At 64.6% G+C, this 12,347-nt stretch carries 14 protein-coding genes; 2 read left to right on the forward strand and 12 right to left on the reverse strand.

The annotated features are described in order from the left end of the window. Positions 1–25 precede the first annotated feature (25 nt). Genes atzF through A3A9_RS0114850 form a run of 8 tightly spaced genes read right to left on the reverse strand, consistent with a single transcriptional unit; the run spans position 26 to position 8,330 of the window. Positions 26–1,858: an allophanate hydrolase gene (gene atzF, locus A3A9_RS0114815; RefSeq protein ID WP_027059479.1), complete on the reverse strand. Its 1,833-nt coding sequence runs from the start codon at positions 1,856–1,858 to the stop codon at positions 26–28. Continuing rightward, complete coding sequence (locus A3A9_RS0114820; RefSeq protein ID WP_027059480.1) at positions 1,855–2,205, reverse strand: cupin domain-containing protein; 351 nt, start codon at positions 2,203–2,205, stop codon at positions 1,855–1,857. The genes atzF and A3A9_RS0114820 overlap by 4 nt, the downstream gene beginning before the upstream one ends. Further along, a complete protein-coding gene (locus A3A9_RS0114825; RefSeq protein WP_027059481.1) occupies positions 2,198–2,866 on the reverse strand; it encodes a cysteine hydrolase family protein in 669 nt (222 codons plus the stop codon). Before A3A9_RS0114825 ends, A3A9_RS0114820 begins: the two co-directional genes overlap by 8 nt. Next, entirely contained in the window at positions 2,866–4,389 is a 1,524-nt protein-coding gene (locus A3A9_RS0114830) for an ABC transporter ATP-binding protein (RefSeq protein WP_027059482.1), read from the reverse strand. The genes A3A9_RS0114825 and A3A9_RS0114830 overlap by 1 nt, the downstream gene beginning before the upstream one ends. Positions 4,390–4,399: 10 nt before the next feature. Then, on the reverse strand, positions 4,400–5,101 hold the full coding sequence (gene biuH / locus A3A9_RS0114835; protein WP_027059483.1) for a biuret amidohydrolase: 702 nt from the start codon (positions 5,099–5,101) through the stop codon (positions 4,400–4,402). 14 nt (positions 5,102–5,115) lie between these two features. Then, entirely contained in the window at positions 5,116–6,042 is a 927-nt protein-coding gene (locus A3A9_RS0114840) for an ABC transporter permease (protein ID WP_027059484.1), read from the reverse strand. Then, positions 6,042–7,184, reverse strand: a complete 1,143-nt coding sequence (locus A3A9_RS0114845; protein WP_082222082.1) for an ABC transporter permease — start codon at positions 7,182–7,184, stop codon at positions 6,042–6,044. The genes A3A9_RS0114840 and A3A9_RS0114845 overlap by 1 nt, the downstream gene beginning before the upstream one ends. Before the next feature lie 18 nt (positions 7,185–7,202). After that, positions 7,203–8,330, reverse strand: a complete 1,128-nt coding sequence (locus A3A9_RS0114850; protein WP_027059486.1) for a BMP family ABC transporter substrate-binding protein — start codon at positions 8,328–8,330, stop codon at positions 7,203–7,205. 334 nt (positions 8,331–8,664) lie between these two features. Here A3A9_RS0114850 and A3A9_RS38810 point away from each other — a divergent pair, with 334 nt between their 5' ends. Then, on the forward strand, positions 8,665–9,321 hold the full coding sequence (locus A3A9_RS38810; protein WP_430515883.1) for a GntR family transcriptional regulator: 657 nt from the start codon (positions 8,665–8,667) through the stop codon (positions 9,319–9,321). Between the two features lie 30 nt (positions 9,322–9,351). Here the strand turns inward: A3A9_RS38810 and A3A9_RS0114860 are convergent, their stop codons facing one another. The 4 genes from A3A9_RS0114860 to A3A9_RS0114875 form a co-directional block, all read right to left on the reverse strand. After that, positions 9,352–10,860, reverse strand: coding sequence for an aldehyde dehydrogenase family protein (locus A3A9_RS0114860; protein WP_027059487.1), 1,509 nt, complete (start codon positions 10,858–10,860; stop codon positions 9,352–9,354). A 32-nt stretch (positions 10,861–10,892) separates the two neighbouring features. Continuing rightward, on the reverse strand, positions 10,893–11,237 hold the full coding sequence (locus tag A3A9_RS0114865) for a cupin domain-containing protein (RefSeq protein WP_027059488.1): 345 nt from the start codon (positions 11,235–11,237) through the stop codon (positions 10,893–10,895). Between the two features lie 22 nt (positions 11,238–11,259). Continuing rightward, entirely contained in the window at positions 11,260–11,601 is a 342-nt protein-coding gene (locus tag A3A9_RS0114870; RefSeq protein ID WP_027059489.1) for a cupin domain-containing protein, read from the reverse strand. Positions 11,602–11,694: 93 nt separating this feature from the next. Then, on the reverse strand, positions 11,695–12,045 hold the full coding sequence (locus tag A3A9_RS0114875) for a cupin domain-containing protein (RefSeq protein ID WP_027059490.1): 351 nt from the start codon (positions 12,043–12,045) through the stop codon (positions 11,695–11,697). Between the two features lie 11 nt (positions 12,046–12,056). Here A3A9_RS0114875 and A3A9_RS45555 point away from each other — a divergent pair. Further along, a partial coding sequence (locus tag A3A9_RS45555; protein ID WP_210163693.1) for a hypothetical protein occupies positions 12,057–12,347 on the forward strand: 291 nt, incomplete at its 3' end.

Here is a 12,347-nt window from a genome sequence, read left to right on the forward strand (position 1 = left end):
ACGCGACGGCTCCCAGGGAGCCCGATCAGCCGCTCGGAACGCTCTCCAGACGGCGCTCCGGTTCGCGCGAATTGGCGATAAAGCTGCGCCAGCCGCCGTGTATCGAGATGTCGGTTGCGGCCAACAGGCCGGCCGTCTCGGCCAGGAAGCCTTTTGCCGACGTGCCGTCGTTGAGTTCGATCGTGCCAATGCCAAGCGGAGCCGGGATGGCGGCGACGAAGCGTCCGAAGGCATCCGGATCAAGCCGCCAGACCTCGACGTCTATCTGCATGCCGTCGCCGGCTACGCGCACCAGGCCAGGCTTGGGCACGGCTTGCCCGGCAAGTGCATAGAGCCGATAGGCAGGCGTTGTCTTCGCGTTCCTCGAGAACCGGGCTCCGAGCTCCCGCAATTGGCCATTGAGCGGCATGCCCGAAAGATGCGCGCCGACAACCACCAGATCGATCATCTCGTCTGCCGCGCATTCGCCGAGTGGCGGGCTACCCGGCTGCGCCCAGCCGGTCGCGCCGAGCGGCAGGCCACTCGCGGCATGGATGTCGCGGGCGAGTCCAGCCGTGAGCCAATCCTTGCCCGCCATGGCGAGCAAGGTCACGCTCATCGGCAGCCCGTCGTCGCGCTTGCCGGTCGGCACTGCGATGCCGCACATATCGAGCAGATTGACGAAATTGGTGTAGGTGCCGAGCCGGCTGTTGGTGGTGATCGGATCGGCTCGCACCGCCTCCAGGGCGTAATGCGTCGGCGCGGTCGGCACGCAGAACAGGTCGACCGAAGCGATGACCGGGCCGAGCTTGGCCTTGTAGGCCTGCAGCGCATAAAGGCCCTTGAATGCATCGGCCGCCGACAGGCCGCGCGCGCCGCCGATGATCTTTCGCGTTACCGGATGCAGCGCCGCTTCGTTGGCGTCCATGAAGTCGCGGATCGCCGCATAGCGTTCGGCCACCCAGGCGCCTTCGTAGAGCAGATTGGCGGTGGCATAGAAATCGCCGAACGGGATTTCGACCAGCCGGCAGCCGAGCTTTTCCAGCACCGCAAGGGCCGCCTCGAAGCCTGCCTGCATCGAGGTGTCGCCGAAGAACTTCAGGTCAGTCTTCGCCGGCACGCCGACGCTCAGCACCGGCGGACGCGTGGCAAGCGCCGGCACCTTGACCGCGCGAGAATAGGCGTCGGCCGTGTCCTTGGCCGCCGCGACGCCGTACACGGCATAGGCATCGTCGACGGTGAGCGCGAACACCGAGATGCAGTCGAGCGTGCGGCAGGCCGGCACGACGCCGGCAGCTGACAACGCGCCGACCGTCGGCTTCAGCCCGACGATGTTGTTGAGGCCGGCGGGTATGCGGCCGGAGCCGGCCGTGTCGGTGCCGAGCGCGAAGGAGACGATGCCGCGCGCCGTCGCCACGGCGGATCCCGATGAGGAACCGCCCGGCACCAGGCTGGCATCGACGGCGTTCCTGGGGATCGGATACGGCGTGCGCACGCCGACAAGGCCGGTGGCGAACTGGTCGAGATTGGTCTTGCCCACCACCAACGCGCCAGCCGTCTTCAGCCGGGCCACCACGGTGGCGTCCTGGTCGGGCACATAGGCATATTCGGCGCAGGCGGCGGTCGTCGGCATGCCGGCGACATCGATGTTGTCCTTGACCGCGAACGGCACGCCCCACAGCGGCTTGCCCACCGGATCGAACGGCCCGAGTGTTCGCGCCTGCGCTAGCATCTCCGCCTTGGCGGCAAGATGAATGAAGATGCCGGGATCGTCGGCCGCCACGATGCGCTCATGCACGGCATCGATCATGTCGGTTACACTTACGCCGGCCGCATAGGCCGCATGCAGACTGCCGATGTCGAAGCGGATATCGCTCATGTGGCCTCTCCCAGAATGATCACCGGCAGGTCCCATTGGATCAGCACGACGCAGCCGTCTTTCGTCCACACCGAATGCTCGGTCCCGACCGGGTTAAGGACGACGCTGCCCGCGGGATAACAGCCATTCTCGTCGCTTTGCGTGCCCTCGAGCACGACAATGGTTTCCAGCCCGACATGGCGGTGGCGCGGCACGCCCGCGCCGGGCCGGTAGTCGAGGATCGCCACCGACGGTTCGACCGGTCCGCCCTTGAGCAGCCAGTGCACCGTGATGCCCTCGCGAAAAGGCTCGAACGCCAGGTCGCGCCAGCCGCCATCGATGAGGCCGGCAAAACTCAGATTAGCCATTGGCAAGTCCCTGCAGCACCTGGTCGGTCGTCGCCGTCCAGCCGACGATGGCGCCCTGCGCGCGGATCATGGCGATGGCCGCCGTCTTGAACTCAGGGAAATAGCTTTCCGTCGCGTCTTCAGCGAGCAGGCATTCATAGCCGCGATCATTGGCCTCGCGCATCGTCGTCTGCACGCAGACTTCGGTGGTGACGCCGGCGAAAACCAGCTGCTGCGCGCCGAGCCGCTTGAGCTCATCACCAAAGCTCGTTGCATAGAAGGCTCCCTTGCCGGGTTTCTCGATGACGATCTCGCCAGGCAGCGGCTTGAGCTCGTCGAGGATTGCCGTACCCGGCTCGCCGACGATCAGCACGCGGCCCATCGGCCCGACATCGCCGATGCGGATCGATGGATTGCCGCGGTTGCGCTTGGCCGGCGGCAGGTCGGAAAGGTCGGCCTTGTGGCACTCCATCGTATGGATGACCGGCAGGCCGGCGGCGCGGAAACCCTCGATCAATTTCTTCACCGTCGGCACGATGGCCGTAATCCGGCTGACATCGTTGCCGAGACTGGCACCAAAACCGCCGGGCTCGGCAAAGTCGCGCTGCATGTCGATGACGACCAGCGCCATCGTGTCGGGCTTGAACGCAAAGGCGAATGGTTGCGCATCGATTTCGGCCATCAGTGATGTCCCGCCATATGCTCGCCGATGGTCTGCACACTCGCCTGCGCGATCGGCGTCTCATAGACCAGCGCGCCGTCCGACATGACGAAGATGCGATCAGACAGTTCCAGCAGCTCGTCGAGGTCTTCCGACATCAAAAGCACGGCCGCCCCGGCATTGCGCGCCTTCATGATGCGTGCGCGGATCTCGGCCACGGCCGAGAAATCGAGGCCGAAGCATGGATTGGAGACGATCAGCAAGTCGACCTCGCCGGTCAGTTCGCGCGCCAGCACCGCGCGCTGCACATTGCCGCCCGACAGCGAGGCGATGGGCGAGGACAGCGAGGCGGTCTTGACCTTGAATTGCTCGACCAGCCTGGCGCTGAACGCCCGGATGGCGCCGGCGCTTATCCAGCTTATCGGCCTGCCGTTGCCGTCGATGTCGAAGGTACGGAAAGAGATGTTCTCGGCCACCGTCATTTTCGGCGCGCAGGCATTCTTCAGCGGCTCCTCGGGAATGAGCCGTACGTGGAGCGCGCGCGCCTCGGCGCGCGTCGCCGCGTAGGCGGAACCGCGCACCAGCACTTCGCCGGCGTCGCGCGGCCGCTGTCCGGCCAGCACTTCCAGAAACTCCTTCTGGCCATTGCCGGAAATGCCGGCGATGCCGACGATCTCGCCGGAGCGCACGCCGAGGTCCTCGATGCGGATCGACTTCAGACCGGTGCGGTCGGGCGCCTTCAGCGATTTGACCTTGAGCACGATCTCGGCGTCCGGTTTCGGTGCCGCACGGCTGTCGAGGGCGGCGATCGGCTGGTCGCCGATCATCATTGCCGCCATCGCCTTGTGGTCGAGATCGGCGACGCGGCCGGTTCCCGTCAGCTTGCCCTTGCGCAAAACGCTGACATCGTCGGCGAAGGCCGTGACCTCATGGAACTTGTGCGAGATCATCAGCACGGTCAGGTCGCCGGCTTTCGTCATGTCGCGCACAAGCCCCAGCACCTCCTGCGCCTCGCCGGGGGTCAGCACCGAGGTTGGTTCGTCCAGCACCAGGAAGGAGCGGCCGAGATAGAGCTGCTTGATGATTTCGAGCTTCTGCTTCTCGCCGGCGGCAAGCTCCGCCACCTTGACGTCAAGCGGCAGCTTGAACGGCATGCGCTCCATGAACACGCCGAGATCGCCACGCTCCTTGCGCCAGTCGATGATGCCGGGAACCTTTTCGCGCGAGATGACGAGGTTTTCGGCACCGGTCAGCGAGGGCACCAGCGTAAAATGCTGGTAGACCATGCCGAGCCCGAGCGCCGAGGCGTCCTTTGGGCTGGCGATCTTAACCTCGCGGCCATCGACCAGCATGTCACCCGAGGTCGGGTGATAAAAACCCATCATGCATTTGACCAGCGTCGACTTGCCGGCGCCGTTCTCGCCGAGCAGCGCGTGGAAGGAACCCGCCGGCACCTTCACCGACACGGCGTCCAGTGCCGTGAAGCCGCCGAAGCGCATGGTCATGCCGATTGTTTCGACGCCGACGGCTTTCCTTTCGCTCATCGCGGCCTCCTCATGGCAACTGAGCCACGAGCGCCGTCGAATTCGACACCGTGCCGAAAACGCCGCCTTGCATCTTGATCATCTTGATCGCCGCCAGATGGTTGCCGTAATCGGTCGCCCCGCAGCAGTCCTCCAGCATCATGCACTCATAACCGCGGTCATTGGCCTCGCGCATGGTGGTGTGCACGCAGACATCCGTGGTGATGCCGGTCAGCACGATGTTCTGGATGCCGCGCTGGTTGAGGATCAACTCGAGGTCGGTGGCGCAGAATGAGCCCTTGCCCGGCTTGTCGATGATCGGCTCGCCCTCGATCGGGTAGAGGTCGGGAATGATGTCCCAGCCGGGCTCGCCGCGCACCAGGATGCGCCCGCACGGACCGGGGTCGCCGATGCCGGCATTGATGCGGCGCGAGCGCCAGCGCTTGTTGGCCGGCAGGTCGGCAAGATCGGGCCGATGCCCCTCGCGCGTGTGGATGATGGTGTAGCCCTTGGCCCGCATCGCTGAGAGCACCGACTTGATCGGCTCGATCGGCGCCCGCACCAGCGACAAATCGTAACCCATATGGTCGACATAGCCGCCCGGCCCGCAGAAATCGGTTTGCATGTCGATGATGATCAGCGCCGTGTTGTCGGGCCTGAGATCGCCATTGTACGGCCATGGATAGGGTTCGGCGTCGATCGTGTGCTGGGTGATTTCGGCTCTGGCGTTCACGGGCAAAACTCCAGTCATTTGGTGATCGACAATTCGCCCGGCGCGCCCGCAAGCGAGCGTGTCGGCGACGAGGTGGCGATCATGATGATGAGGGTTAGGATGTAGGGCGCGGCGTAGAACAGGTAGTAGCCTTGCGTGACGCCGACCGATTGCAGCGCCGGCCCGAGCGCGCCCGCTCCGCCGAACAGCAGCGCAGCGGCAAAGCATCCGAGCGGATTCCAGCGCGCGAAGATGACCAGCGCCACCGCCATAAGGCCCTGTCCCGACGAGATGCGCTCGGTCCAGCTGCCGGGATAGTAGAGCGACAGATAGGCGCCGCCGATGCCGGCCAGCGCGCCGCCGACGCCAGTGGCGAGCAGCCGCACCGTGTCGGGGTTGAGACCCATGGCACGTGCGGCATCCGAACTGTCACCGACGACGCGCACGATCAGCCCGGCACGGGTGTTGCGGAAGGCCCACCACAGGATGACCGAAAGCACGGCGCCGATCAGGAACAGCACGTTGACATCGAGTGCCGCCTGCACCTGCGGAATGTCGGACCAGCCGCCGAACGAGATGGCCGGCAGGTTGGGCGCCTTTGGCTTGATGAACGGCTTGCCGAAGAAGAAGGCCAGCCCCGAACCGAACAGCATCAGCGCGATGCCGATGGCGATGTCGTTGACCCCACGGAATTTGCAGATCCAGCCATGGAACAGGCCGAAGCACAGGCCGGCGAGGGCGGCGGCAAGCAGGCCGAGCCAGGGCGAGTTTGTCATTACCGCCACTCCATAGGCGGTCATGGCGCCGAAGACGAGCGTGCCTTCGAGCCCCAGATTGATGCGGCCGGAGCGCTCGGTGATCGCCTCACCCAGCGAGACGAAGATGAAGGGCGTCGACACGCGGATGGCGCCGCCGAGTATGGCCAGCGGCACGCCCCAGAGGCCGATCTCGGTCGCGTCCATCAGGCGGCTCCCCTTGCGAGATCGGGCCTCTTCCAAAGATCTGGGTTGAAGGCCTTGAAGCGGCCGTAAAAGGTTTCGCTGAACAGGATGACGATGAAGATCATGCCCTGCAGCACCAGCACGGTGGCGTCGGGCAGGTCCAGGCGGCGCTGGATCAGCCCGCCGGAGGCGTCGATGCCGCCGAGCAGGATGGCGACCGGGATGATGGCCAGTGGGTTGTGGCGGGCCAGGAAGGCGACAAGGATGCCGGTGTAGCCATAGCCGGCGGCGAGCGAGGCATTGGCGCTGCCTTGAACGGCGGCGACCTCCAGCATGCCCGCCAGTCCGGCGAAGCCGCCGGCCAGCGCGGTGAAGCCGACGATGAGCGGCCCGACCGCCAGCCCCTGCACCTGCGCCGCCCTCACATTGCCGCCGGCGATGCGCGCGGCAAAGCCCCAGCGGGTCTTTTCGATGAGCACCCAGGAGAGGATGCAGGCGACGACGCCGACGACCAGGCCCCAATGCACGTCCATGCCCGGAATGTTGCCGATGCGGTAGATATCCGCCAGCGGCTGCGTCGACGGCTTGTTGAGCGAGGCCGGGTCGCGCAGTGGCCCTTCCACCAGCTGGTTCATCAGCGCGATGGCGATGTAGGCCATCAACAGGCTGGAGATCGTTTCATTCACAGCCCGGTAGTGGCGTAGCGCGCCGACGGCACCGATCCAGATGCCGCCGGCGGCCATGCCCGCCACGCCCATGGCAAGAATGACGACGAAGGACGGTGCGCCGCTGAGCGCGACGCCGATTGCCGCGGCGCCGACGCCGCCGAGCACGATGGCGCCCTCGCCGCCGATGACGACAAGGCCGAGCCGCGCCGGCAGCGCCACGCAGAGCGCCGCCAGCAGCAGCGGTGCGGCCCGCGACAGCGAGTTCTGCACCGAGAACCACGAGCCGAAGCCACCCCGCCACATGGTCTCGTAAAGCAAGATCGGCGACTTGCCGACAGCCAAGATGAACAGGCTGAACAACGCCATGCCGACGATCAGCGCCACCAGCGGAATGACAAAGGCTTCCGCCCGCCGCGCGATCCATTCCAGCGCCGGAGGATATCCCCTGGCGCCGAACAGTGCCGGCATGCCGGCTCCTGTCACCGTATCCGTCATCGCTCGGTTCCCCTCAGATCACGCGGTCGAGCCGACGACGCCCTCGACCAGATAGTCCATGCTTTCGAGCTCGATGGCGGTTTCGACGAACGCCTGGCCCGCGGTGGCGACGACGACGCCCTTGTTGCTCTTCAACGGTCCCTTGATGACGGCGAAGCCGCCCTTCATCATCTCGGCCAATGTTGCGTCGAACTGCTTGCGCGCCGGCTCGCCGACGGCGGGGCCAAGCGGGCTCATCTTGACGAAGCCGTCGGCAAGGCCGCCACGCGTGAAGTTCGGCAGCGGCGTGCCGGCCGTCAGATCGTCGACGAACATCTTGTAGACCTTGGCCCAGTTCCACTCGGCGCCGGTGAGATATTTTTCCGGCGCCAGCGGGCTCTGGTTGGCATGGTAGCCGCAGACGAAAGCGCCGCGCCCGGCGGCCGTCTCGACCACCACTTTCGGGCTGTCGACATGGCAGGTGATGACGTCGGCGCCCTGGTCGACCAGCGCGTTGGTGGCTTCTGCTTCCTTGACCGCCAGCGACCATTCGCCGGTGAAGATCACCTGGCAAGTGATGGTCGGATCGACCGAGCGCGCGCCGAGCAGGAAGGAGTTGATGTTGAGCAGCACCTGCGGAATCGGTTTGGCTGCGACGAAACCGAGCTTCTTGGTCTTCGATGTGTGGCCGGCGACGACGCCGTTGAGATACTGGCCCATGCCGATATAGCCGAAATAGGAGCCGGCATTGATCGGATGCTTGGTCTTGTCCCACATGCCGCCGCAATGGCGGAACTGGACGTCGGGAAACTTTTTGCACATGGCCAGCATGTGGGGGTCGAAATAGCCGAACGAGGTCGGGAAGATCAGCGAGGCGCCGTCCAGATTGATCATCGATTCCATCGTCTTCTGGACATCGACCGTCTCCGGTACGTTCTCCTCTTCGACGACGGTAATGCCATCGATGCCTTTCAACGTCGCCGCGCCCTCGGCATGCGCCTGATTATAACCGTAATCGTCCTTCGGACCGACATAGATGAAGCCGACGGTCGCCGTGGCGGCAAAGGCCCGCGAAAGCGGAAAGGACGCCGAAGCCAGGCCGAGCGCCGCCCCAACGGCTGACGTCTTGAGCAACTGGCGGCGGGTAAGCATGAAACGGTCGGTCATGTTAATGCTCCTCTTTAAGGGCCCCTCAGGAAGCCGGTTAACGCCTCGATAAGAAAGTGTATGCAATCATCGTGCCAAATCAATAACGTGATTTTATGCTGTAAAAACAGCGCATGACGTCTTTCGCAGTGCACAAGCCAAAGGCAATTGCATGCACTTTTTGCCATGAAAATAGCCAATTTGACAGGCAGATTAAAACATAGGCATAGAGGGTGCGAACTGAGTCGTGGTGTTGTGCGGCGGCTTGATTTCATGGCGCCGGATGTCAAAGGCAGGGGAGGCAGTCGTGTCGGGAAAACGCAGCTTGATCCGGTCGGGCACGACCGTCGATCAGATGGTGCGGGCGATCGGCGACCGCATCGTCACCGGCGTGCTGCGGCCCGGCGAAAAGCTCGATGAAGCGTCGCTTGCGACCCGCTTCGAGGTGTCACGCACGCCGGTGCGCGAGGCACTCGGCCAGCTTAGCGCCATGGGCCTTGTCGAAAGGCGGCCGAACCGAGGCGCCATTGTTGCCGTGGTGACGCAGGAGCATCTCGCCTCGATGTTCGAAAGCATGGCCGAGCTGGAAGGGATTTGCGCGCGCTTCTGCGCAGAACGCATGACCGGTGGCGAGCGCCGTGCACTGGAGGTCGAACATCAGGCCTCGGCCCGTCTCGTGCGGCTTGGCGCGGAGGAAGACTATGAATATTTCAACACCGAGTTCCACACCCGGCTCTATCGCGGCGCCCACAGCACCCACATCTACGAACTGACGGTGATGACGCGCAGCCGGTTGGCGCCCTTCCGCCGCGCACAGTTCAGGCTTTCTGGTCGTCTGGCCAAGTCCTGGCAGGAGCACGACGCCATCGTCACCGCGATCCTGCGTGGTGACGGTGCTAGCGCGGGTATCGCAGCAAAGAACCATGTCTCCATCGTCAGCGAGGCCAGCGCCGTGTTTGCAGCGGTCGATCCCGCAAGTCCAAAGGCAGGCTTGGCCGAGCTACCTTCGTAACCAGCGGCCTGGGTGCAGCTTAGGTGCACCTCATACGTGCTTGCGGCCGCCGGTTTCGCGGAACCAGCTGTCGGGATAGGGGTACCACCATTCCTGGATTGCCGGTCTGTGGTCGATGATCACCATCTTCGAGCGACGGAAGGCATCGAGCCCCTGCCGTCCCAGTTCTCGGCCAAGGCCTGAGGCCTTCCAGCCGCCGAAGGGCAAGGCGTCATTGTCGATGAGGGGATTGTTGACCCAGACCATGCCGGCCTCGAGCCGTTCGGCTGCTTCATGTGCCTCGGCGAGATCCGTGGTGAACACCGAGGCGCCGAGCCCGAACGGGCTGTCATTGGCCAGCCGGATCGCCTCGTCGAAATCCTTGACCCGGCAGATCGCGGCAACCGGGCCGAAGCACTCCTCGCGCACGATCGCCATGTCTGGGGTGACGCCGGTGAGGATCGTCGGCTCATAGAACCAGCCGGTGTTGTGCGCCGGCGGAATGCGGCCGCCGGTCACTGCCTTGGCGCCATGTGCGATGGCGTCGTCGACAAGGCGCATGACTTTCGCACGGGCAGCCTCGCTGACCAGCGGGCCGATCTCGGTCTTGTCCATGCCGTTGCCGATGCGCAGCGCCCGCGTCCTTTCGGCGAACAGCTCGACGAAGCGGTCATGCACAGCGTCGACGACGAAAAAGCGCTCGGCCGAGGTGCAGACCTGGCCAGTGAGGTGGAAGGCGGCTGTGACGCTGCCTGCCGCCGCGACCTCCAGCGGCGCGTGCTCGCTGATGATCAGCGGATCGCTGCCGCCGGCCTCGATGACGCAAGGTTTCATGCGTTCGGCGCAAGCCACCGCCACCGCCTTGCCGGCGGCAACCGAGCCGGTGAAGGCAACGGCATGGGTGCGCTCGGAGGCGATCAGCGCCTGCGCGGTGGCGGCCGCGCCGGGGAGGCAGGAGACGAGGCCTTCCGGCAGCGAGCGGAACACAGTCATGTAGTCCAGCGTCGACAGTGTCGTTGCCTCGGCCGGCTTGATGATGCAGGCATTGCCGGCGGCGAGCGACGCGGCAACCGTCCAGCACATCAGCAGGATCGGGAAGTTGTAAGGCATGATGTGCACGGAGACGCCATAGGGCTCGTAGCGCGCATACTGGAGCGAGCCGGCCTGCGTCGTGCCGGCGATCTTGCCGGCATCGTCGCGCGCCATCTCGGCATAGTAGCGGAAGATCGGCGCGCAATTGGCGATCTCGCCGATCGCTTCCGGATAGGGCTTGCCCATCTCGCGCACCATCAGCTCGGCGCAGCGAGTGAAGTCCGCCGCCTCGATGGCGTTGGCGACGGCGTGCAGGTGCTTGGCCCGGCTCTTGGCGTCGAGTTTTTTCCAGGCAAGTTGCGCCAGGGTCGCCGCGTTGAGCACGGCGTCGATCTCGCCATCGCTGGCGGGCGCGATCGCACCGACGGTGTCCAGCGTCGCGGGATCGATCACCGGTTTTGTCGTGCCGGCCATCGACCGGTAGTCGGGATTGACGAAGAAAGTCGGCCGATCGGGCGAGAAATGCATTTTCGTCCTCCTTGAAGACTGATCGAGAAGGCTCAGCGGATCATGTAGACCTTCTTGATCGTCTCATGGACGGTGCAGACGCCTTTCCAGTCCTGCGGAAAGAAGGCTGCCGTGTCGGGCTCGATCTCGATGACCTCGCCGGATTCATGGACATAGGTGCAGCGCCCTTCGAGGAAGTGGCAGAACTCGTCGCGGGTGACATGGCAATGCCATTTGCCTGGCGTGCAGACCCACAGCCCACATTCGGAGCGGCCTTCCGGTCCCTTGTAGAGCAGCTTGCCCGAAGTGTGGGACTCACCCTCGATCATGGTCGGGATGACGCCCCAGTCGACGAGGTCGGTAATCGCGAGGGGGGATTGCATGATGGGCGTGGTCATATCTATTTCCTTGAAATGGGGCTCACCGGCACATGAAGGCCTTGGTCAGCGTTTGCGTGATGATCGAAATGCCGGTCCAGCCGGCGGGGAAGAAAACGAGTGTGCCGGCCTCGACCGGAATCTGTTCGCCACTCTCGTGGGCATAGCTGCCGTGGCCCGACAGGAAGTGGCAGAACTCGTCGGCGGCAAAGGTGACCTTGCGGGTGCCCGGCGTGCAGGACCACAGGCCGCATTCGCTCGATCCGTCCGGATTTTTCGAGAGGATCCTGCCCGATGCGCGCGGTGCGCCGGCGAGCGTGTTGGCGCCTGCGCCCCAATCCTCCAGTTCCACGTTCGAGGCGTCGGGCCAATGCGGTGTCGACATGTCTTGCTCCGATTCTTGCCTAAGCATGATCTCTGGACAAACGAAAACCGTTTGTCCGAGAAAACCGGTTCCCACTTTTCGGGATCATGCTTCTCACGCCAGCATGTAGACGTTGCGCATGGTCTCGTGAACCGTGCATTCACCCGTCCAGCCGGCAGGGAACATGACCACGGTCCCGGCCGACACTTCTATCACCTCGCCGACATCCGACCGGTAGGTCGCACGGCCGGCGACGAAGTGGCAGAGTTCATCGCGCGGGATCGAGAGCCGCCAGCGGCCCGGCGTGCACACCCAGATGCCGGATTCCGGCTGGTTGTCCGGCCCCTTGTGCACCAGCCTGCCGGTGGAATGCGAGGCGCCCCCCAGTGAATCGGGCTGGGCGCCCCAGTCGACGAGATCGGTGCGGGTGGAGGCTTGGTGGAGATGCGGGGCGGAGAAGGTCATGCGGAGGCTCCATGGTCATGATGCTCAACCGCTATCCGTTGCCGCCCTACGAGGCCCCCCTCTGTCCTGCCAGACATCTCCCCCTCAAGGGGGTGTTTGGACCGGAGACATCGCGAACAGGTGTGCGAAGACATCGCGAACAGTTTCCCATGCTATCGGCTGATTGCGTTGAGGTCGATGGTTTGGATTTTCTGGTGGCGGAAGTAGACGTCGAAGACACCGTCCTGTCCGGTCGGTCTGAAAGCGACAGTCCTGCCGGCGAAGGCGTTGCAGATTTTGAATGCGCGTCCGAACAACGAGGT

The organism is Mesorhizobium loti CJ3sym, from assembly GCF_000472785.1.
Taxonomy (GTDB): domain Bacteria; phylum Pseudomonadota; class Alphaproteobacteria; order Rhizobiales; family Rhizobiaceae; genus Mesorhizobium; species Mesorhizobium loti_E.